General features: G+C 60.3%; 18 protein-coding genes. 7 read left to right on the top strand and 11 right to left on the bottom strand.

Annotated elements, in window-relative coordinates:
- Positions 1-212: 212 nt before the first annotated feature.
- A complete protein-coding gene (locus AC09SL_RS22120; protein ID WP_058546202.1) occupies positions 213-488 on the top strand; it encodes a hypothetical protein in 276 nt (91 codons plus the stop codon).
- 289 nt (positions 489-777) lie between these two features.
- On the opposite strand, the gene AC09SL_RS22115 is transcribed toward AC09SL_RS22120, so the two are convergent.
- Complete coding sequence (locus AC09SL_RS22115; RefSeq protein ID WP_058546201.1) at positions 778-2,124, bottom strand: DEAD/DEAH box helicase; 1,347 nt, start codon at positions 2,122-2,124, stop codon at positions 778-780.
- A gap of 193 nt (positions 2,125-2,317) precedes the next feature.
- Here AC09SL_RS22115 and AC09SL_RS22110 point away from each other — a divergent pair, with 193 nt between their 5' ends.
- A complete protein-coding gene (locus AC09SL_RS22110; RefSeq protein WP_058546200.1) occupies positions 2,318-3,616 on the top strand; it encodes a mechanosensitive ion channel family protein in 1,299 nt (432 codons plus the stop codon).
- A gap of 115 nt (positions 3,617-3,731) precedes the next feature.
- On the opposite strand, the gene AC09SL_RS22105 is transcribed toward AC09SL_RS22110, so the two are convergent.
- The 4 genes from AC09SL_RS22105 to AC09SL_RS22090 all read right to left on the bottom strand — a co-directional run bounded on the left by AC09SL_RS22105 (position 3,732) and on the right by AC09SL_RS22090 (position 7,911).
- Positions 3,732-4,598, bottom strand: coding sequence for a carboxylate/amino acid/amine transporter (locus AC09SL_RS22105; RefSeq protein WP_058546199.1), 867 nt, complete (start codon positions 4,596-4,598; stop codon positions 3,732-3,734).
- An 81-nt stretch (positions 4,599-4,679) separates the two neighbouring features.
- Complete coding sequence (locus AC09SL_RS22100; RefSeq protein WP_058546198.1) at positions 4,680-6,548, bottom strand: ATP-binding protein; 1,869 nt, start codon at positions 6,546-6,548, stop codon at positions 4,680-4,682.
- A 298-nt stretch (positions 6,549-6,846) separates the two neighbouring features.
- On the bottom strand, positions 6,847-7,446 hold the full coding sequence (locus AC09SL_RS22095; protein WP_058546197.1) for an FMN-dependent NADH-azoreductase: 600 nt from the start codon (positions 7,444-7,446) through the stop codon (positions 6,847-6,849).
- Positions 7,447-7,596: 150 nt separating this feature from the next.
- Positions 7,597-7,911, bottom strand: a complete 315-nt coding sequence (locus AC09SL_RS22090) for a hypothetical protein (RefSeq protein ID WP_058546196.1) — start codon at positions 7,909-7,911, stop codon at positions 7,597-7,599.
- Positions 7,912-7,961: 50 nt separating this feature from the next.
- Here AC09SL_RS22090 and AC09SL_RS22085 point away from each other — a divergent pair, with 50 nt between their 5' ends.
- The 5 genes from AC09SL_RS22085 (at position 7,962) to aqpZ (ending at position 13,228) form a co-directional block, all read left to right on the top strand.
- Positions 7,962-8,885, top strand: a complete 924-nt coding sequence (locus AC09SL_RS22085) for a PA3225 family LysR-type transcriptional regulator (RefSeq protein WP_058546195.1) — start codon at positions 7,962-7,964, stop codon at positions 8,883-8,885.
- 14 nt (positions 8,886-8,899) lie between these two features.
- Complete coding sequence (locus AC09SL_RS22080) at positions 8,900-9,703, top strand: alpha/beta fold hydrolase (RefSeq protein WP_058546194.1); 804 nt, start codon at positions 8,900-8,902, stop codon at positions 9,701-9,703.
- Between the two features lie 4 nt (positions 9,704-9,707).
- The gene (locus tag AC09SL_RS22075; protein WP_058546193.1) at positions 9,708-10,265 is read left to right on the top strand and encodes a peptidylprolyl isomerase; all 558 of its coding nucleotides are present in this window, start codon (positions 9,708-9,710) and stop codon (positions 10,263-10,265) included.
- 82 nt (positions 10,266-10,347) lie between these two features.
- A complete protein-coding gene (locus AC09SL_RS22070; protein ID WP_058546192.1) occupies positions 10,348-12,180 on the top strand; it encodes an ABC transporter ATP-binding protein in 1,833 nt (610 codons plus the stop codon).
- A gap of 358 nt (positions 12,181-12,538) precedes the next feature.
- On the top strand, positions 12,539-13,228 hold the full coding sequence (gene aqpZ, locus AC09SL_RS22065; protein WP_058546191.1) for an aquaporin Z: 690 nt from the start codon (positions 12,539-12,541) through the stop codon (positions 13,226-13,228).
- A 16-nt stretch (positions 13,229-13,244) separates the two neighbouring features.
- On the opposite strand, the gene AC09SL_RS22060 is transcribed toward aqpZ, so the two are convergent.
- The 6 genes from AC09SL_RS22060 to hrpA all read right to left on the bottom strand — a co-directional run bounded on the left by AC09SL_RS22060 (position 13,245) and on the right by hrpA (position 22,500).
- Positions 13,245-14,369 carry a GNAT family N-acetyltransferase gene (locus tag AC09SL_RS22060; protein ID WP_058546190.1) on the bottom strand — a complete coding sequence of 375 codons (1,125 nt, stop codon included), beginning with the start codon at positions 14,367-14,369 and terminating at the stop codon, positions 13,245-13,247.
- A gap of 140 nt (positions 14,370-14,509) precedes the next feature.
- Positions 14,510-15,820 (bottom strand): OprO/OprP family phosphate-selective porin, encoded by a 1,311-nt coding sequence (locus AC09SL_RS22055; RefSeq protein WP_058546189.1) that lies wholly within the window; start codon positions 15,818-15,820, stop codon positions 14,510-14,512.
- 268 nt (positions 15,821-16,088) lie between these two features.
- On the bottom strand, positions 16,089-16,325 hold the full coding sequence (locus tag AC09SL_RS22050; RefSeq protein ID WP_058546188.1) for an anti-sigma factor family protein: 237 nt from the start codon (positions 16,323-16,325) through the stop codon (positions 16,089-16,091).
- On the bottom strand, positions 16,319-16,930 hold the full coding sequence (locus tag AC09SL_RS22045; protein WP_058546187.1) for an RNA polymerase sigma factor: 612 nt from the start codon (positions 16,928-16,930) through the stop codon (positions 16,319-16,321). Before AC09SL_RS22045 ends, AC09SL_RS22050 begins: the two co-directional genes overlap by 7 nt.
- A 209-nt stretch (positions 16,931-17,139) precedes the next feature.
- On the bottom strand, positions 17,140-18,261 hold the full coding sequence (locus AC09SL_RS22040) for a beta-ketoacyl-ACP synthase III (RefSeq protein ID WP_058546186.1): 1,122 nt from the start codon (positions 18,259-18,261) through the stop codon (positions 17,140-17,142).
- Between the two features lie 327 nt (positions 18,262-18,588).
- Positions 18,589-22,500, bottom strand: a complete 3,912-nt coding sequence (gene hrpA, locus AC09SL_RS22035; RefSeq protein WP_058546185.1) for an ATP-dependent RNA helicase HrpA — start codon at positions 22,498-22,500, stop codon at positions 18,589-18,591.
- Positions 22,501-22,581 lie beyond the last annotated feature (81 nt).

The following is a 22,581-nucleotide window of genomic DNA, read 5'->3' as shown; positions in this document are numbered from 1 at the left end:
CTAGTTGTTCCACCACTCAAATTCCGTGTCGAGAAGCGTCCCGGCGTTGCAGGCACAGGGCTACTAGTCGCATCCTCCATGGTAGCCGACTGTTTAATATCGGCTAGGAAAACTTCGAAAAAGGCCTCAAGCGATGAGCGCTCAAGGTGAACTTTCGATCCAGCTCGGGCCTCAACCCATTACCTGCCCAACAAGGAATATGAGGCCCTGCCATGAAAACCCTCTTGAAACTCACCCTCGCCGCCACCCTCACCTGCGCCCTGCCCGCCTGGGCCACTTGTACGCCAGAGGAAGCGACCGCCAAGCGCGAACAGTTGGCAAAAGAAGTGACCAAGCTCACCGAGCAGAACCCGGCCAAGGCCAAGGAAATGAACGACGAGTTAAAGGCCATGGACCTGGAGACTGCCAGCAAGGATGTGCCGGATAAGTGCCAGTTGATTGATAAGCGTCTGGAAGAATTGAAGAACGCTGAGAAGAAGGCTGGATGATTAGCCACAGCCGAGCACAACCCGCTTTTGTGGCGAGGGAGCTTGCTCCCGCTGGATCGCAGGAGCTATGTAGGAGCGTAGGCGCGTAGGAGCTGTCGAGTGCAACGAGGCTGCGATCTTGTCTCCTACAATTGAGTCGCAAGCGAAAGATCAAGATCAAGATCAAGATCAAAAGATCGCAGGCTTCGCCAGCTCCTACAGGTCCCTCGCCACAGGGTTTTGTCAGTTTCAGTCACCCATAAAAAACCGGACTCAAGGTCCGGTTCTTTTATAAAACGCTAACGCTGACTCACTCAGCCGCCGGCGCCTCTGGCTTACGGCGCTTGAGCGGAGCCATGCCGTCCTTGCTGACCAGCGACGGGGCGTCGCTCTTCGGGCGGTTGGCGGTCTTGCGCTTGGTCGGGGCCTTGGCGCCGGTTTTCTTCTTGTCGCCCTTGGCGTCGACCTTTTTCTTCTTCACGCCTACGGCCTTGCCCGAGGCCTTGACCTTCTTCGGTCCGCCGTAGGTGCCTTTGACTTCCTTGATGGTGCGGCGCTCGAAGCTCTGCTTGAGGTAGCGCTCGACGCTCGACATCAGGTTCCAGTCGCCGTGGCAGATCAGCGAGATCGCCAGGCCATCGTTGCCAGCGCGTCCGGTACGACCGATGCGGTGCACGTATTCGTCGCCGCTGCGGGGCATGTCGAAGTTGATGACCATGTCCAGGCCTTCCACGTCCAGGCCGCGGGCGGCGACGTCGGTGGCGACGAGGATTTTCACGCCGCCCTGCTTGAGGCGGTCGATGGCCAGCTTGCGGTCCTTCTGGTCCTTCTCGCCGTGCAGCACGAACGCCTTGTATTCCTGAGCCACCAGGCGACCGTAGATGCGATCGGCCATGGCCCGGGTGTTGGTGAATACGATGGCTTTTTCGTAGGTCTCGTTGGCCAGCAACCAGTTGACGATCTGTTCTTTGTGCTGGTTGTGGTCAGCGGTGATGATCTGCTGGCGGGTGGTGGAGTTCAGTTGGCTGACCGCGTTGAGCTGCAGGTGCTCGGGGTTGTTCAGCACCTTGGCGATCATCTCCCGCAGGCCCGAGCCGCCAGTGGTGGCGGAGAACAGCATGGTCTGCTGGCGGTTGGTGCACTCGTCCACCAGGCGCTGCACGTCTTCGGCAAAGCCCATGTCCAGCATGCGGTCGGCTTCGTCCAGCACCAGCACTTCGACTTCCTTGAGGTCGAGGTTGCCGGCGTTCAACTGCTCGATCATCCGCCCGGGGGTGCCGATCAGGATGTCCGGCACCTTGCGCAGCATCGCGGCCTGGACCTTGAAGTCTTCGCCGCCAGTGATCAGGCCGGACTTGATGAAGGTGAACTGCGAGAAGCGTTCCACTTCCTTCAAGGTCTGCTGGGCCAGTTCACGGGTTGGCAGCAGGATCAGCGTCTTGATGCTGACGCGGACCTTGGCCGGGCCGATCAGGCGGTTGAGGATCGGCAGCACGAACGCGGCGGTCTTGCCGCTGCCGGTTTGCGCCGTCACCCGCAGGTCACGCCCCTGGAGCGCGAGCGGAATAGCCGCTGCCTGCACCGGCGTTGGCTCGACAAATTTAAGCTCGGCCACGGCTTTGAGCAGGCGTTCGTGCAGGGCGAATTGGGAAAACACGGGTGCTACCTCGAAGAAATGCAAAAAAACAGCTGCATAGGGTAACGGTTTCGAGCGCGAAGGCCGAGTTTCTTTATACAAACGGCGGTAAATCAGTGCATTTTTATCAGCCGTTATTGCATCAACGGTCACTTGACCGGGCTTAAATGCTCTAATTGCACCGTCGCGTCTTTATAGAAGAACCGTTTCGCCCATGGACATCAAACAACTCTGGGTCAAGCTCCAAGATCTCTGGGGTGCCCTTGACCAGCACCCGATCCTGCATTCCAGCCTCGCCCTGATATTGCTGCTGGTCATCGCCCTGGTGCTTGGCCGTGTGGCGCGCTATCTGATTTTGCACGCTGCCAAGTTGCTGGGGCGCCAACCGGCCTTGAACTGGGTCAACGACCTGCGCCATAACAAGGTCTTTCATCGCCTGGCACAGATGACGCCCTCACTGATCATCCAGTTCGGCCTGCACCTGGTGCCGGAACTGAGCAAGACCAGTATGGTTTTCCTGGGCAATGTCGCCCTGGCCTTCACCATTTTGTTCATGGTGCTGGCCATCAGCGCCCTGCTCAGCGCCCTGTTGGATGTCTACGCCCGCACCGAGCACGCCCGCACCCGCTCGATCAAAGGCTATGTGCAACTGGCGAAGATGGTGCTGTATGTGTTTGGCGCAATCATCATCGTTGCCACCCTGATCGACCGCTCGCCGCTGTTGCTGCTGTCGGGTCTGGGGGCCATGTCGGCGGTGATTCTGTTGGTCTACAAGGACACCCTGCTGTCGTTCGTCGCCAGCGTGCAACTGACCAGCAACGACATGCTGCGGGTCGGCGACTGGATCGAAATGCCCCAGGTCGGCGCCGACGGTGACGTGGTGGATATCACGCTGCACACGGTCAAGGTGCAGAATTTCGACAAGACCATCGTCTCGATCCCCACCTGGCGCCTGATGTCCGAGTCGTTCAAGAACTGGCGCGGCATGCAGCAGTCCGGCGGGCGACGGATCAAGCGCAGCCTGTTCATCGACGCCAGTGGCGTGCGTTTCCTGCATGACGAGGAAGAGCAGCGCCTGACCCAGGTGCGCCTGCTGACCGACTACATCGGCCGCAAGCAGGCCGAACTCAAGGCCTGGAACGAGGCCCAGGGCAACGTCGCGGCGATGTCGGCCAACCGTCGGCGGATGACCAACCTGGGCACCTTCCGCGCTTACGCACTGGCGTATTTGAAAAGCCACCCGGAGATCCAGCCGAACATGACCTGCATGGTCCGGCAGATGCAGACCACCGCCCAGGGCATCCCGCTGGAAATCTACTGCTTCACCCGCACCACCGCATGGGCCGACTACGAGCGTATCCAAGGGGATATTTTCGATTACCTGCTGGCGGTGATGCCGGAGTTCGGGTTGAACCTGTACCAGCAGCCAAGCGGCACGGACCTGCGTTCGGGGCTGCTGCCGGCGGTGCTGGGGGCGAGCCAGTTGCCGGAGCCGCAGAAGCAGGTGGTTTGACCCAGCACAGATCCCCCTGTGGGAGCGGGCTTGCTCGCGAAGGCGTCGTCTCAGTCGATATATTTGTTGCCTGACACTCCGCTTTCGCGAGCAAGCCCGCTCCCACAAGGATTTTTCAGTTTGCAGGTTGCGGTTGGCGTACCCCCAACCGACTGATCCACACCGCCGCCAATATCACCGACCCACCCAGCAGCAACCGCCCCAATGCCTCGTGCTGATTCCAGATCAGCAAGTTCACCAGCAGGCCCACCGGCACATGCAGGTTGTTCATCACCGCCAGCGTCCCGCCGTTGACCAGGCACGCGCCTTTGTTCCACCAGTACAGCCCCAGCGCGGTGGAGACCAGGCCGAGGAACACCAGCACGCCCCATTGCAGCGGCGCTTGCGGCCAGAAGTTGGCCTTGCCGAACAGCAGGAAAGCCGGCAACGCCACCATCAGCGCACCGAGATAGAAATAACCGAAACGCCGGTAGTGCGGCAGGTCGCTCGGGTGGCGGGCCACCAGGTGTTTGTACAGCACCTGTCCGGCAGCGTAGGTGAAGTTGGCCAATTGCAGCAGCAAGAAGCCCATGAAGAAATCCGGGTTGATCCGGTCGTAGCGAATCACCGCCGCACCGGCCACGGCCACCAGCGCCGCGATCAGCGCCCAGGGATTGAAGCGTCGGTTCAGCGCGTCCTCGATCAAGGTCACGTGCAGGGGCGTCAGGATGGTGAAAAGCAGCACCTCGGGCACCGTCAACACTCGGAAACTCAGGTACAGGCAGACGTAGGTGACGCCGAACTGCAAGGCGCCGATCAACAGCATGCCGCGCATGAACGCCGGCTCCACCTGGCGCCAGCGCGTCAGCGGAATGAACACCAGCCCGGCCAGCAGCACTCGCACCAGTACCGCGAAATAACTGTCCACATGCCCAGCCAGGTACTCGCCGATCAGGCTGAAGGAAAACGCCTGGATCAATGTCACAAAAAGTAGATAGCCCATACCGCCCCTCGTTTCGAATGGCGGCGAAGATAGCGGTTTTGAACGATGGGAGCGAGCTTGCTCGCTCCCACTGGTTTCCCACTAACTTGAAACTTCATCCACGACCCAAGGGTTGGCCTGACGCTGGTGCCGATGGTTGGCGGCACGCTGGAGCACTCGGGTCAGCGCCTGGAAGTTTGCCGGTTTGGTCAAGATGTCATCGGCACCCGCAGCCCTGAAACGCTCTATCTCGCTGGAAAAAACACTCGCGGTGAAAGCAACGATGTAGCAAGTATCGCCCAGGGGTAATTCGCGGATTCTGCGCACGGCCTCCAACCCATCCATCACGGGCAGGTTGATATCCATCAGAATGATCTCTGGCATCGAAGCCATACAACGATTGACCGCTTCCAGGCCATCTGACGCAAGGTCGGGTGCATAACCCAACTCTTGTAGCATCGCCATGGCCACCTTCTGACTCACCGGGTGGTTCTCCACCAAAAGGATATCGAGCGGATAATCCTCGGCAAAAGATGAGTCGAAGCCAACCGTCGCATGATCATCCTTGACGGGTATTTCCGAGACTGAAAAAAGCGCCATGGGGAGCGAGAAGGAAAATGTCGAGCCAACACCAGGCTCGCTGGTGAAAAATAACGTTCCCTGTTGCGCCTCGAGCAGGTTCTTACAGATCGAAAGACCCAACCCACTCCCTATGAAGCGTTGTCCTGCTGGCCCTTTAAACTGGGCAAAGGGCTTGAACAGGTTGTCTTGCCGTTCCGTGGGGATACCGATGCCGGTATCGCGTATGGAGAAGTCGAGCCACGCTTGAGAGCCATAACCGCTGGTGGTGACCAAGAGGGAAACTTTACCGGCGTCGGTAAATTTGACCGCATTGCCCAGCAAGTTGATCAAAATCTGGCGAAGGCAATCCATATCGGTTTTGACCAAAGGCGGTACGTCCGGCGAGAACTGCGCCTCCAGCACTATCGGTTTGTCCTGAATACTTTGCCGGATCATTTCCATGCAGGATGAAACCAACGCTCTCACTTCGAAAACACGAGGTTTCAATTCAAGTTTGCCCGCCTCGATTTTTGCCAGGTCGAGAATGTTATCGATAAGAGACAGCAGGCTCCGTCCACTGGAATGAATCGTGGTGAGAAGACGACGTTGCTCGGGATCCAGGGCGGACCGGGCCAGCAACTCGGTCGCGCCAATCACACCGTACATTGGGGTGCGAATTTCATGACTCATGGTTGCCAGAAAGCTGGTTTTCGAACGATCAGCGTCCTCGGCGGCATTTTTCGCCTGTTTTAATACCTGTTCATTGACTCGCAGTTGCTGCAGATGAGCACGCATGCGCAAAAGCAGGAAAGCGAGAAATACCAGGATGGCCAGGATGATATGGTACAGGGCGTCATGATTAAGTTGTTGGTAGTAGTCCGCCAAGGTAACTTCCGCGCCGACAACATACGCGGTACCGTCTTGTGATTTTAAGGGGACAAACACCGCGCGAAAATCACCCCAATGATCCGAGTAGTCGATCCAGGTTGGCTCGTTGCGCTCAAAACTATCGAATAAAGCCTGACTGGCATCGGGATAAGGATCGAAGAAACGCACGAAATTCTTCTCTTGAATTTCTTTTTTCGATGCGCTGGAACTGACCAGATAAGCTTTTCCACCTCGCTTGATCACACTATAGACAAAAGCAGTGCCCATGGACTCGTTGAAGCCGGAGAGCCGCTCTATGGTGTCCCAGTCTTGCGTCGGTGATTTGGACTGTTTATCGACCAGATTGTCATGGTAACGGTCACCGAGAATGGCCGAAGCGCCCAGCGCGGCATGCAGCAATTTATTATTGATATTGTCAGTGAGGACGCTTTGCGTCTCGACATAGAGGTAAGAGATATAGCCAGCCGCCCCTATGAGGTAGACCAAGAATAAAGCCCATGTCTTGCGTTTGACTTTGAACATATCACAGTCTCCGTACTGTAATTGCGCGCATAAATTACCACAGCAGGCATCGCCAGACGTGCCAAATACCAGTGAGTCTGCGACCTGCACATCACCCAGCCCTCAAGGCTTGAGGGGCGCCCATTTCAAGTGGTCGTTATTTTCTCTTCCCCAAAAAAAAGCCCGATTTCGCTAAAGCGTTCAATCGGGCTGATGCACTCAGGAGCAATAAGTGCAAAGGGAGGTTCGATGCGCAAAACGGTTTGAAGGGAAGCGCCAGGTCACTAGAACACCTGGCGATTACCCGAGGATTAACGGATCAGGCGACCTGGGACAGTTTGGCGTTGGCCTGATTCAGACCCTTCTCCTGGAAATCGCCGCCCAGGTTCATGCCCTCGGCATGGATGAAGGTCACGTCGTGGATCCCGATGAAACCCATGACCTGGCGCAGGTAGGGCTCCTGATGGTCCGTGCTGCCGCCGGCATGAATACCGCCGCGGGCGGTGAGGACGAAGGCGCGCTTGCCGGCCAGCAGGCCTTGAGGGCCGGTGGGGGTGTACTTGAATGTCACACCAGCACGCAGCACGTGGTCGAGCCAGGCTTTCAGGGTGCTGGGGATAGCAAAGTTGTACATCGGCGCAGCCATCACCAGCACGTCGGCGGCCAGCAGTTCATCGGTCAGTTGGTTGGAGCGTTCCAGCGAGGCGTTTTCAACGTCGTTGCGCTGCTCGGTCGGCTTCATCCAGCCACCCAGCAAATTGGCATCCAGGTGCGGCACCGGGTTGATGGCCAGGTCGCGAACGCTGATTTCGTCGGCCGGGTGCGCCGCTTTCCACTGGCTGATGAAGGTCTGGGTCAGTTGACGGGACACCGAGTCTTGCTGGCGGGCGCTGCTTTCGATGATCAGAACGCGGGACATGGCTTGTAGGCTCCATCTGAGAATGTTGTCAGTCGATGGAGTGAAGGTTAAACGCGAGCATATCGATGAAAAAGCGCAAATAATTGCTGCAAAGCATCGATAAATTCGTTTATAAGCGGAGCAAGCAGTATTGTCTGCCCCGCTGCCTGGCTATTTCGGCCGACAGGTCAGCTTGATGCGCAGCTTGATGATGTTGCGGTTGAACTTGGCCGTGGCGTTCTTGAACTTGCCGGCGGCGACTTCGATCTTGCGGGTGCGAGGTGCTTCGGGGCCATTTCTGAAGACCACGGTGCAGGCCGCATCGGTGCTCCCGTAGTTGTTGACCTGGATAGAGCCGATGTCGGCATCGGTGTCATAGGCGTTGTAGTCGATGCTCAGGCCGTTGAGGTGTTTTTCAACATCGATCGGGTAGGCAAACGCGGTCAGTGGTAGCAAAGCCAGCACCACACAGCAGATTTTCTTCATTCGGCAGTCTCCACCAAGGGACTGCCAGCTTAGGACAAGAGGAGCCCGATATGAAAGCGCCCCGCGTCACCCTTGATCAATGGCGCACCTTGCAGGCCGTGGTCGACTACGGCGGTTTCGCCCAGGCCGCTGAAGTGCTGCATCGCTCCCAGTCGTCAGTGAGCTACACCGTGGCCCGCATGCAGGATCAGCTCGGCGTGCCGTTGCTGCGCATCGATGGGCGCAAGGCCGTGCTGACCGAAGCCGGCGGCGTACTGCTGCGCCGTTCCCGGCAACTGGTGAAACAGGCCAGCCAACTGGAAGACCTGGCCCACCACATGGAGCAAGGCTGGGAAGCGGAAGTGCGCCTGGTGGTCGACGCGGCCTACCCCAACGCCCGCCTCGTTCGCGCCTTGACGGCGTTCATGCCACAAAGTCGTGGCTGTCGGGTGCGGCTGCGCGAAGAAGTGTTGTCTGGGGTCGAAGAAGTGCTGCTCGAAGGCGTGGCCGACCTGGCCATCAGCAGCTTCAGCATTCCTGGCTATCTGGGGGCGGAATTGAGCGACGTTGAATTCGTCGCGGTGGCCCATCCCGAACACACCCTGCATCGGCTCAACCGCGAGCTGACTTTCCAGGATCTGGAAAGCCAGTTGCAGGTGGTGATCCGCGACTCCGGACGCCAGCAACCTCGCGATGTGGGTTGGCTCGGTGCCGAACAGCGCTGGACCGTCGGTAGCCTGGCCACCGCCGCGACGTTCGTAGGCAGCGGCCTGGGCTTCGCCTGGCTGCCCCGGCACATGATCGAGCGGGAACTCAAGGAAGGGACGCTTAAACAGCTACCCTTGGATCAAGGTGGCAGCCGCAACCCGAGCTTCTATCTGTATTCGAACAAGGAAAAACCCCTGGGCCCAGCCACGCAAATCCTGGTCGAACTGCTGCGCACCTTCGACACCGCGCCGCTGGATGCGCCGTTCGCGGCCCCTGAACAAGCCTGACAAGGACTTCGCCGATGGCCTATTTCGAACACGAAGGTTGCAACCTGCACTACGAGGAATATGGCCAGGGCACGCCCTTGGTGCTGGTCCACGGTTTGGGTTCCAGCACCCGGGACTGGGAAAAGCAGGTCCCGGTGCTGTCCGCCCATTACCACCTGATCGTGGTGGATGTGCGCGGCCACGGTCGCTCCGACAAGCCGCGGGAGCGCTACAGCATCGAAGGTTTCAGCGCCGACCTGATCGCCTTGATCGAACACCTGGGCCTGGGCCCGGTGCACTTGGTGGGCTGGTCCATGGGCGGCATGATCTGTTTTCAGCTGGCAGTGGATGAACCCGGGCGGATCAAGAGCCTGTGCATCGTCAACAGCGCGCCCGAAGTCAAAGTCCGCACGCCCGACGATTGCTGGCAATGGTTCAAGCGCTGGAGCCTGATGCGCATTCTTAGCCTGGAAACCATCGGCAAGGCCCTCGGCGCCAAGTTATTTCCCAAGCCTGAGCAAACCGAGTTACGCCTGGAAATGGCCCGGCGCTGGGCAAAGAACGACAAACGTGCTTATCTCGCCAGCTTCGATGCGATCGTAGGCTGGGGCGTTCAGGAACGACTTTCGCAGGTTGTCTGTCCAACCCTCGTCATCTGCGCCGACCACGACTACACCCCGGTGGCGCTGAAAGAAGCCTATGTCAAGCTGCTGCCCGATGCACGGCTGGTGGTCATCGCCGATTCACGGCACGCTACCCCGTTGGACCAACCCGAACGCTTCAACCAAACCCTGCTCGACTTTTTGACCGCAACCGACTCCACCACTCAGGATCACTGAACCCATGCTGAAAAAAATCGCCCTCGCCGCCGGCACCGTACTGTTTGCCGCCAACCTGATGGCCGCCACGCCAGCCAAGGCACCCCATGTATTGCTGGACACCACCAACGGTCAGATCGAAATCGAACTGGACCCGGTCAAGGCCCCCATCAGTACCAAGAACTTCCTTGAGTACGTGGACAGTGGTTTCTACAACAACACGATTTTTCACCGGGTGATCCCGGGGTTCATGATCCAGGGCGGAGGTTTCACTCAGCAAATGCAGCAGAAAGAAACCAAAGCTGCGATCAAGAACGAGTCGAAAAATGGTTTGCATAATGTCCGTGGCACGCTGTCCATGGCCCGCACATCCGTACCCGATTCCGCCACCAGCCAGTTCTTCGTGAACGTCAAGGATAACGACTTCCTCGATACTGGAGACGGCTATGCAGTGTTCGGCAAGGTCGTCAAAGGGATGGATGTCGTCGACATCATCGTCAACTCGCCAACCACCCAACGCAGCGGCATGAAAGACGTGCCGGCCGATCCTGTGATCATCAAGTCGGCCAAGCGCATCGACTGAAGAGGCGCACGGCAGCCTGGGCGACGCGGTCATCGCGCGCCGCCCATAGCAATAAGGAGAGCCCCTGCCAGGGCATTTACCCATGGTTTTTCGCCGCTTCGAAACACTGATCGATATCTTCCGCGACGCCCCCACTTCGGCTCCACCGAATCGCGTCCTGCCCTTCTACACCTATTACCTGAAACAGGTCTGGCCCAGCTTCGCCGTGCTGCTGGTAGTGGGCCTGATCGGTGCGCTCATCGAAGTGGCGCTGTTCAGCTACCTGAGCCGCATCATCGACCTGACCCAGGGCACGCCCAATGTGGATTTCTTCAAGATCCATGGCCTGGAGCTGGCCTGGATGGCCGTGGTGGCGCTGATTTTCCGGCCGATCTTCGTGGCCCTGCATGACCTGCTGGTGCACCAGACCTTGAGCCCCGGCATGACCAGCCTGATCCGCTGGCAAAATCACAGCTACGTGCTCAAGCAGAGCCTGAATTTCTTCCAGAACGACTTCGCCGGGCGCATCGCCCAGCGCATCATGCAGACCGGCAACTCCCTGCGCGACTCGGCCGTGCAGGCCGTGGATGCCCTTTGGCATGTGCTGATCTACGCCATCAGCTCCCTGGTGCTGTTCGCCGAAGCCGACTGGCGCCTGATGATCCCGCTGCTGATGTGGATCGCTGCCTACATCGGTGCACTTTGTTATTTCGTGCCACGGGTCAAGGAGCGCTCGGTGGTGTCGTCCGATGCCCGCTCCAAGCTCATGGGCCGGATCGTCGACGGCTACACCAACATCACCACCCTGAAGCTGTTCGCCCATACCAACTTCGAACAGCAATACGCCCGCGAAGCCATCCAGGAGCAGACCGAAAAAGCCCAGTTGGCCGGTCGCGTGGTGACCAGCATGGACGTGGTCATCACCACCATGAACGGGCTGCTGATCGTCGGCACCACGGCGCTGGCACTGTGGCTCTGGACCCAGTCGCTGATCAGCGTGGGCGCCATTGCCCTGGCGACCGGGCTGGTGATCCGCATCGTCAACATGTCCGGCTGGATCATGTGGGTGGTCAATGGCATCTTCGAAAACATCGGCATGGTCCAGGACGGTTTGCAGACCATTGCCCAACCCGTCAGCGTCACCGACCGCGACCAGGCCAAGCCCCTGGCGGTGGGCCGGGGCGAGGTGCGTTTCGAGCATGTGAGTTTCCACTACGGCAAGAAAAGTGGCGTGATCGACGACCTCAACCTGACCATCAAGCCCGGCGAAAAAATTGGCCTGATTGGTCCGTCCGGCGCCGGTAAATCCACCTTGGTCAACCTGCTGCTGCGCCTCTATGACGTGCAAGGCGGGCGCATCCTCATCGACGGCCAGGACATTGCCGAAGTCGGCCAGGAAAGCCTGCGCGAGCGCATCGGCATGATCACCCAGGACACCTCGCTGCTGCATCGTTCGATCCGTGACAACCTGCTCTATGGCAAGCCAGACGCCACCGATGTGCAACTCTGGGAAGCCGTGCGCAAGGCCCGGGCCGATGAGTTCATTCCATTGCTGTCGGACGCCGAAGGCCGCACCGGCTTCGATGCCCATGTGGGCGAGCGCGGCGTGAAACTGTCCGGCGGCCAGCGCCAGCGCATCGCTATTGCGCGGGTGCTGCTCAAGGACGCGCCGATCCTGATCATGGACGAAGCGACGTCAGCGCTGGACTCGGAAGTCGAGGCGGCGATCCAGGAAAGCCTCGAGACCTTGATGCAAGGCAAGACCGTGATCGCCATCGCCCACCGCCTCTCCACCATCGCCCGGATGGACCGCTTGGTGGTGCTGGAGAACGGCCGCATCGCCGAAACCGGCAGCCATGCCGAACTGCTGGCCCATGGCGGGTTGTATGCGCGGCTGTGGCAGCATCAGACCGGTGGGTTTGTGGGGATCGATTGAGCTTCTACAGACAGGAGGCGTGGGGATCGTGTGGGAGCAAGGCTTGCCCGCGATGAAGATAACGCGGTCTCCCGGATGGCCCGAGGCGCCAGCATCGCGAGCAAGCTTTGCTCCCACAGCCCAGTGTCCGAGCGCCATTCTGAAAAAATCTGTCCAGGATCCATTTAGCCCACACCGCAACGACATACTCCCCACCGACCACGGCCAGAACCGCCACCGTCCATGACGCTGGCGGTTTTTTATGCCGCTGGATTCTTCGCAAAATCCTGCTGTACTCAGCTCAGGTTCTGGAGATGAACCTGTCGTAATACTGCTGGATGCATAACCGATTATCACGACTGTTTCATCAAGGATTCTTATGTCTCTACTCAAACGTTCAACGACTGAGTTGTTGGGTACGTTCTGGCTGGTATTGGGCGGCTGCGGCAGCGCGGTATTGGCCGCCTCGGGGATTGGCGTGCTGGGGGTTGCCCTGGCGTTCGGCCTGACGGTGCTGACCATGGCGTTCGCCATCGGCCATATCTCGGGTTGCCATTTGAACCCCGCCGTTTCGTTGGGCTTGTACGTGGGCGGGCGGTTTCCGGCCAGGGAGTTGCCTGCCTACATCATTGCCCAACTCATTGGAGGGGTGCTCGCCGCCGCGTTGATCTACTTCATCGCCAGCGGCAAGGAAGGCTTTGACCTGGCCGCGTCCGGCCTGGCAGCGAACGGTTATGGCGAGCATTCGCCTGGTGGGTATTCAATGGCGGCCGGTTTTGTCACCGAGCTGGTCATGACGGCGATGTTCATCCTGATCATCCTCGGTGCCACCGATAAACGTGCGCCCGCCGGGCTGGCACCAATTGCCATCGGCCTGGCCCTGACGCTCATTCACCTGATCTCGATTCCGGTCACCAACACGTCCGTCAACCCGGCCCGCAGTACCGGTCCGGCGCTGATTGTCGGTGGCTGGGCCATCGAGCAACTGTGGCTATTCTGGGTAGCGCCGCTGCTGGGCGCCGTCGTCGGCGGTGTCTCCTACCGCTGGCTGGGCCAGGAAAACCGCTGAGTCATACCCGCGAGGATCAGCACTGCCGATAAGGCAGTGCTGTTTTCGCCTCTTCGGCATACGCCAGCACACCCTCATGCTCCCGAGCGAGAAAATCTTCGACCGCCGCTTTCAAACCGGGGTGGCGCAGGTAGTGCCATGAGCGGGTAATCACCGGCTCGAACCCGCGAATCAGTTTGTGCTCGCCCTGGGCACCCGCATCGAAACGCTGCAAGCCGCGGGCAATCGCGTAGTCCATGCCCTGGTAGAAACAGGTCTCGAAGTGCAGGCGGTCGAACTCCGCCAGGCAGCCCCAGTACCGCCCGTAGAAACTGTCGCCGCCCACCAGGCTGAACGCCATCGCCACCGGTCGCGAACCTTGCTTGGCCAGCACCACACGAATGGCCTCGGGCATGCGTTCGGCCAGCAGGCTGAAAAACGCTCGGGTCAGGTACGGCGCCTGCCGTCGTATCGCGTAGGTGTTGGCGTAACAGGCGTAGACAAAATCCCACTGCGCCTCGTCCAACTGATGACCTTCAAGCCATTGGAACGCGATGCCCTGCCCCGCCACTTGTTCGCGCTCCTTGCGCATCTGCTTGCGCTTGCGGGAACTGAGCGCGTCGAGAAAATCCTGGAAGTCGCGATAACCGCGATTCTGCCAGTGATACTGGCAGCCGATCCGCTGCAACCAGCCTTCTTGCCCGGCAAGCGCCGCGTCGGTGAAGGCATCGGTGAAGTTGATGTGGGCACTGGAAAGCCCTTCGATCTCCAGATACCCAGGCAAGCTGCCCAGCAACTCCAAGCCGTCCTCCACCCGCGCCGCCAACAGTCGCGGGCCACTGACCGGGCTGAACGGCACTGCCGTCAGCAACTTGGGGTAATAGTCGATGCCGGCGCGGGCGCAAGCGTCGGCCCAGCCGTGGTCGAACACGTATTCACCGTAGGAATGCCACTTGCGGTAGCTGGGCAAGGCCGCCAGCAGTTGACCGTCTTCAATGTGCAATAAATGCTCGGCTTGCCAACCGGAACTCGGTCCCAGGCTGGCGCTGTCTTCCAGCGAGCTCAGGAAGGCGTGGCGCAGGAACGGTTGATTGGCGGGCACCAGCGCGTCCCACTCGTGCGGCGCGATGGCGGACAAGCTGTCCAAGACGTGAAGCGGCATGCGGTTCCTCGATATCCAGACGGCGGATGGGGCGAGTATCGCCGATCCTGACCGCACGCACATAAAAAAACCCCGCCAGAGGCGGGGTTGAAAGGAGCTATAACGGATGAAGAAAGAGCTCTGTATCAAGTCAGTGCGATTTAGAACACGTACTGGGCGCGCATTACAAAACCGTCGCCATCGTCGTCGCCATTGGCGTTGGTGACTTTGTCGGTCTTGGCCTTGACGTAGGCAGCGGAAATTTTCACCGCTTCGTTGGCGTACCAGTTCACGCCCAGGTTGTGCACCTTGGCTTCGGCATCGCCCACTTCACGAGTCGCCGAGGCGGTGGTGATGTTGTCGTCTTCGACGGTCATGCTGTCAAAGCGATAGAACACTTCCCAGGCGCCGATGGATTTGTTCTGGGGCTTGATTGCATCAAACTTGCCGACTTTATAGCCGCGGGACTCACCGGTGAGGGTGTAGGCACCCTGGACATAGAAGCCATGGCCTTTGATGTCTTCGAAGGCGTCGCTGTCAGCCTTGGTCTTACGGGAGATGTATTCACCCTGGATCGACGCAGGCCCCATGGCGAATGCGGCTTCCAGGCCGAAGGCGGTGTCAGTGTCGTACGAACCGGCCGGCGAGTTGTTGGCGCCGCCCAGGAGCGGACGGTTGCCGTTAGGGCCGGCATCGTTGCCGCCCAGGGTTTCAACGCCACGCATGCCCAGGCGGGAGCGATAACGTGCGTCGAACACGGTGTCGGAGACGTCACGGGAAGCAACGTTCACACCAAAGTGCAGGACGTTACCGGAATCGTGCATCGGTGCGAATACGAAGCGACCATTGAATTGCTTGACGCTGTCGCCGTCGGTGTCGTTGTTGTCCTTGGCGAATACGCCAGCGGAGGCATAGAACGAATCGGCGAAGGTGCTGGAAGCTTGCAGACCCAGACCGTTCTGGTGGCCGTTGGCCCAATCGATCAAATCGTAGGCGGCGTTACGCTCCGGTGCGGTAACCCACTTGGAGCTGGTGGCTTTTTCCAGGCCAAAATCCGGGTCGAAACGACCGAACTTGATCGAAACCGGCTTGAAGCCGTTGTAGGCCATGGACGCTTCGTCGAAGTAACCGTCGTCCGAGCTGCCGGCGTTGTGAGAGAAGTCGTAGTTGATGGTGTAGGCCCAATCCGTGTACAGCACGCCGGACAATTCCAGGAAGGCACGACGGAAGTAAGCGGCATCGGCCGAATTGCCATTATCGGTGTAGATACCATCGAACTGGCTGTAGTCAGCTTGCAAACGACCACCGAGCTTGAAGCTGAACTCTTTGTCAGTGGTAGCGACCTCAAGGCCGCCCTTGGTTTTGACCACGATATCGGCGCCGTCGGTGGTGACGGTGCCAGCGAAAGCCTGGGCGGTTACTGCCATGGCCAGTGCGCTGGCGGCAACACCTGCGAAGTGCTTGCGGATCATCGAAGAATTCCCCTGTTGGTAGTCTATGCCGTTAGAAAACACGCGGAACTGAGCCCGCTGGTGTTGGAGGGGATCTTGGCGATGGGTTGTGTCAGCGCAGTTGCTATCAGATAAAGATTTTATGACAGCGGAACTTTTTACTTCGAATAGGAATAACCGTAGGCGCTGGCGAAGCCTGAGATCTTTTGATCGTTCGCTTGAGATTCAATTGGCGGGGGAAAGATCGCAGCCTCGTTGCACTCGACAGCTCCTACAGTTCCTACAGCGCTTAGCGGATGTTTTTGCGGCGCTCGGCGGCGAGTTTTTCGGCGAGGTGATCCAGGTCAGGGACCGGCGGTTGCGGCAGTTTCCTGAGGGTTGCCTGCATCAGGCGCATCTGGCGGATAAAACGCCGGCAGTTGGGGCAGAACATCAGGTGATGACGCACCATCAGGCGTTCACGAAAGCTCAGTTGCCCGTCGAGGTAGTCGCTGGAGCGCGCCACTTGTTCCTTGCAGGTCAGCATTCGCCGGTTTCCTCGAAATGTTCAACGGTCGCGAAGACTTTCAGCCGGGCGCGATGCAACAGCACTCGCACATTGGAGAGCGAGATATCCAGAAGATTACAGATTTCTTCCAGCTCCAACCCCTGGCGTTCCCGCAGGGTCAGCACGCTGCCTTGCAGTTGCGACAGGCTGAGCAATGTGTGCTCCAGGCAATCGCGTAATTCGTCCATCGTGAGCAGCGCCTCAGGCGTGTCCTGATGCCAGGCGAACGGCGCCAGCAGCCAATGACCATCGGCGGCGAAACGATCATCGCCCAGGGTGCCATGGGGTGACGGCAGATCGTCGAGCAACACCTCCCGACGGTTCTGTTTGTAGCGCCCTTTGGCAGCGTTGGCGGTGATGGTCAGCAGCCAGGTCTTGAGGCTGGAACGTCCCTGAAAGCCATTGAGGTTGCGCACCACCGACAGCCAGGCATCCTGTACAACTTCGTCGGCATGACGACTGCCCACGATGGCGTAGGCCACGGCGCGCATCGGGCTCTGGTAGGCGCTGACCAGCTCCCTGTAGGCTTGTTGCTCACCGGCCAGTAGGCGTTGGAGCAGGAGGGTGTCGTCGGTGACCGTCATTCAACGTCCTATTGCTGGATAGATCGCGGTTGTTGCTGCTTGTGGGAGCAAGGCTTGCCCGCGATGAAGGTGACGCGGTCTCCCGGGAAACCGATGCGTCTGCATCGCGAGCAAGCTTTGCTCCCACAGGTCCCACAGGCCACAGGCCACAGGCCACAGGCCACAGGCCACAGGCCAGCAAGAATAAATCCTCTGGCCGCCAAAGTGGATCAGCGCTTGCGCAAAATCACGCTGCCAATCGAATAACCGGCGCCGAACGAGCTGAGTACGGCAACCGAGCCGCTGGGCAGGTCATCCTGGTATTTGTGGAACGCAATCACCGAACCGGCCGAACTGGTGTTGGCGTAGCGGTCGAGGATCACCGGTGCTTCCTCTTCGGTGGCTTCGCGTCCCAGCAGTTTGCGCACGATCAGGTGGTTCATGCTCAAGTTGGCCTGGTGCAGCCAGAAGCGCTTCACCTCGCCAACATTCAGCTGGTTTTCTTCCAGGTGAGCTCCAATCAGCTCGGCCACCATCGGGCAGACATCGCGGAAAACTTTGCGGCCTTCCTGGACGAACAGCTTGTCACGACTGCCGATACCCTCTTCCCCGGCACGGTTGAGGAAGCCGAAGTTGTTGCGGATGTTGTTGGAGAACTTGGTGAGTAGCTTGGTGCTGACCACGTCGAACTGATACGGCGAGGTTGCCTGGTCCGCCCGTTCGATGATCACGGCGGTGGCCGCGTCGCCGAAGATGAAGTGGCTGTCGCGATCGCGGAAGTTCAGGTGACCGGTGCACACTTCCGGGTTGACCATCAGGATCGCCCGGGCCTGGCCCAGTTGCACGCTGTTGGCCGCGGCCTGGATGCCGAAGGTTGCCGAGGAGCAGGCCACGTTCATGTCGAAACCAAAACCCTCGATGCCCAGGGCTTCCTGGACTTCGATGGCGATGGCCGGGTACGGACGCTGCAGGTTGGAACAGGCGACGATCACCCCATCGATGTCGGCGACGGTACGGCCGGCGCGCTCCAGGGCCTGCTTGGCGGCGCCAATGGCCATTTCGCACAGCACCGACCACTCATCGTTGGAGCGCTCGGGCAGGCGTGGGGTCATGCGCTGCGGATCGAGGATGCCCTCCTTGTCCATGACAAAGCGGCTCTTGATGCCGGAGGCCTTTTCGATGAACGCGGCGTTGGATTCGGTCAAGGCCTCGACTTCGCCGCGCGCGATGGCGTCAGCGTTGTCGGCATTGAATTGCGCGACATAGGTATTGAAAGATTGCACCAGCTCTTCGTTGGAGATGCTGTTGGCCGGGGTGTACAGGCCGGTGCCGCTGATGACGACGTTATGCATGGTCGTGTCTCTGATCTGTTCAGGCAGAAAGCATTGGCACCGACGTACCAATACACAAAGGGACTTTTCCCATCCGGGGAAGCAGCCCTGGCATCGCTTTATTCCGATCCGCCCGGGGCATTGAAGCTCAAAACCACGGGACCGGCATTTATAGCCGCGAAGTTTGCCATAAACGCTGGGGTTTGGCCCATTCTCCCTTCACTACAACACCATACATGTGGGAGCGAGCTTGCTCGCGATAGCGGTGGTTCAGCCTGAATTGATGTTGACTGATACACCGCTATCGCGAGCAAGCTCGCTCCCACAGGGGTTAGAGGGGCTTTGCCATCACCCCTCCACCAACCCCCACTGCTTGCCCAGGCGCTTGTCCGAGATCGGCACCTTGGTTCCCAGTTGCTGGGCGAACAATGACACCCGGTACTCCTCCAACCACCAGCGGTACAGCTCCAGTTGCGGATCGCGCTTGCCCTCCTGGGCGTGTTTGCTGGCGCGGGCCTGGTATTGGGCCCAGAGGTTCGACAGCTCGCCGCTCCAGACCCGGTCTTTCTGCACCTGGCTACCGAGCTTCTCGAAACGTTGCTCGATGGCCTTGAGGTAGCGCGGCAGTTCCTTGAGCCATTGATGCGGGGTTTCGCGCACGAACCCCGGGTACACCAGGTGGCTGAGCTGCTGCTTGATATCGTTCAGCGCCACGGCCTGGGCCAGGTCGATCTTGCCCTTGAAGCGTTTTTGCAGGCCATGCCAGAGCTTGAGGATGTCCAGGGTCAGCTTCGCCAGGCGTTCGGCGTGCTCGGTCCAGCCGCCGCGCTTGCGCTCGGCCAGGGAGGCCAGCGCGGCGCCGTCACGGGGCAGGCTCGCTTCGCCTTCGAGCACACAGCTGTCGAGGCTGGCGAGCAGGATGTCTTCCACCAGGCTGTCGATGCGCCCCAGGTCGCGGTACAGCAGGCCCAGTTCAGTCAGCCCCGGCAGCTTGCCGCGCAGGAACTTGGCCGACTCGGCCAATTGCTGCATCAGCAAGCGCTGCAAGGCACGGCGATGCTGGAACTCGGCTTCGGCCGGGGTTGGGAAACGCCCTTCCTTGACCACACCGCCTTCTTCCACCAGCGCCGGGTAGACCGTCATCGACAGCCCGGCGATCTTCTGTTGGGTTTTCTCGGCCACCGGCGCGAAGACCTTCGCCTCCACCGGTGCCTGGCTTTTCGCCGTTTGCGGTACGGCCAGGGCGGCCTGGCTGGCTTCGGCAAAGCGCGCCGTCAACTCGGCCAGGTCGCGGCCCTCGCCGAGGAACTTGCCTTGGCCGTCGACGATTTCCAGGTTCATGCGCAGGTGACTTTCCACCTGCTGGGCGGCTTCGGCCCAGGCTTCGTCGCTGACCCGCGCCCCGGTCATGCGCAGCAGCTCACGACCCAGGGACTGCGGCAACGAGCCCTCGGCGAAGGTGATGCGTTGCAATGCCACCTTGACGAAATCCGGCACCGGCACGAAGTTCTTGCGCAAGGCCTTGGGCAGGTTGCGCACCAGGGCAATGCACTTGGCTTCGATCACCCCCGGCACCAGCCATTCCAGGCGTTCCGGCGGCAGCATCGGCAGCAGCGGTGCCGGCACTCGCAGGGTCACGCCATCGCGGGGATGGTTGGGCTCGAAGTGATAGCTCAGCGGCAAGGTCAGGTCACCGACGCGCAAGGTGTCCGGGTAGTGCGCGGCGGTGACTTCGCTGGCTTCGCGGGCCAGCACGTCTTCTTCGCGCATGATCAACAGTTGCGGATCTTTCTGGCTGTTGATCCGGTACCAGCTGTCGAACGTCGCGGTCTGGTGGATCTCGGCCGGCAAGCGCGCGTCGTAGAAGGCAAACAGGGTTTCCTCGTCCGCCAGGATGTCGCGGCGACGGGCCTTGGCTTCCAGCTCGTCGAGTTGTTCCAGCAAGCGGGTATTGGCACTCAGGCACTTGGCCTTGGACTGGATCTCGCCGCGCACCAGCGCCTCGCGGATGAACAGTTCACGGGAGACCACCGGGTCCACCGGCCCGTAATGCACTGGCCGGCGACCAACGACGATGAGCCCGAACAGGGTGATTTGCTCATAAGCCACCACTTGTCCGCGCTTCTTCTCCCAATGGGGTTCGAAGTGGTTTTTCTTGATCAGGTGCCCGGCCAGCGGTTCGATCCAGTCCGGTTCGATCTTGGCCACCATGCGCGCATACAGCTTGGTGGTTTCCACCAATTCGGCGGTCATCAGCCATTGCGGGCGCTTCTTGCCCAGGCCCGACGAGGGGTGGACCCAGAACCGTCGCTGGCGAGCGCCGAGGTAATCGCCGTCTTCGGTTTTCTGGCCGATCTGGCTCAACAGGCCCGAGAGCACCGCCTTGTGCAATTTCGGGAAGTCGGCCGGTTCTTTGTTGAGGCTCAACTGCATGTCACGGCAGATCAGGCTCAACTGGCGATGGGAATCACGCCACTCGCGCAGGCGCAGATAATTGAGGAAGTTCTTGCGGCACCAATTGCGCAGCGGGCTGGCGGTCAGGGCTTGGCGCTGCTCTTCGAAACCGCGCCACAGGTTGACCAGCCCGGCGAAGTCCGAGTCCGCGTCCTTCCACTGGGCGTGGGCCTGGTCGGCGGCCTGTTGACGCTCCGGCGGCCGCTCGCGCGGGTCCTGGATCGACATGGCACTGGCGACGATCAGCACTTCCTGCAAACTGCCCAGCTTCGCCGCTTCCAACAGCATGCGGCCCATGCGCGGGTCCACCGGCAGGCGCGCCAACTGGCGACCGAGCGGGGTCAACTGGCTGTTGCGGTCCACCGCCGACAATTCTTGCAGCAGGTTGAAACCGTCACTGATGGCCTTGCCATCCGGCGGTTCGATGAACGGGAAATCGGTGATCTCGCCGAGACGCAGGTGCAGCATCTGCAGGATCACCGCCGCCAGGTTGGTGCGCAGGATCTCCGGGTCGGTGAATTCCGGCCGTCCAAGAAAATCTTCTTCGCTGTACAGCCGCACGCAAATCCCCGGCTCGACCCGCCCGCAACGACCCTTGCGCTGGTTGGCACTGGCCTGGGAAATGGCTTCGATGGGCAGGCGCTGGACCTTGGCCCGATAGCTGTAGCGGCTGATGCGCGCGGTGCCGCTGTCGATCACGTAGCGGATGCCCGGCACGGTCAGCGAGGTTTCGGCGACGTTGGTCGCCAGCACCACGCGACGACCCGGGTGAGACTGGAAGATCCGCTGCTGCTCGGCCGGCGACAGTCGCGCATACAGCGGCAGAATCTCGGTGTGCTTGAGCTGGGCCTTGCGCAGCATCTCCGCCGCGTCGCGAATCTCCCGCTCGCCCGGCAGGAACACCAGCACATCCCCAGGGCTGCGGCGCTCGCTGCGCTCGTAGGCGGCGATTTCATCGAGGGTGGCGAGGATCGCCTGGTCGACGGTCAAGTCGTCCTCGACCCGGTTGCCCTCCTCGTCCTGCTCCAGGGTCAGCGGGCGATACCAGGTTTCCACCGGGAAGGTGCGACCCGAGACTTCCACGATCGGCGCGTCATCGAAGTGCTTGGAGAAACGCTCCAGGTCGATGGTCGCCGAGGTGATGATGACTTTGAGGTCCGGGCGACGTGGCAACAGGGTCTTGAGGTAGCCGAGCAGGAAGTCGATGTTCAGGCTGCGTTCGTGGGCTTCGTCGACGATGATCGTGTCGTAGCGCTCGAGGTAGCGGTCATTCTGGGTCTCGGCCAGCAGGATGCCGTCGGTCATCAGCTTGATCAGGGTGTTGGCGTCGCTCTGGTCCTCGAACCGCACCTGATAGCCCACCAGCGCGCCCAACGGCGTGGCCAGTTCCTCGGCTACACGGCTTGCGACGCTGCGCGCGGCGATCCGGCGCGGCTGGGTGTGGCCGATCAAGCCATGCTGGCCGCGGCCGATTTCCAGGCAGATCTTCGGCAATTGCGTGGTTTTGCCCGAGCCGGTCTCGCCGGCAATGATCAGCACCTGGTGCTTGAGCAGCGCGTCCTTGATTTCGTCGCGCTTGGCGGCAATCGGCAAGTTGTCGTCGTAGCGGATCACCGGCAGGCTCGCCTTGCGCGCCAACACCTGATCGCACGACGCCTGCATGCGCGTCACCCACTGGGCCAACTTGGCCTCGTCGGGTTTCTTGCGCAACTCGAGCAACTGGCGCCGCAACCGGTGACGGTCGGCGAGCATGGCGTGGTCGAGGTTTTTCAGCAGCTTGTCGATAGCGGGGGCTTGGTCAGTCATCAGGTACGCAAGGGTCGTCGGTTTGAGCAGGGGGCGATTGTCGCAGATTTGCGCACATGTGGGAGCAAGGCTTGCCCGCGA

This window comes from Pseudomonas sp. PF05 (assembly GCF_056521845.1).
This window is presented reverse-complemented; position numbering and strand designations above follow the sequence as displayed.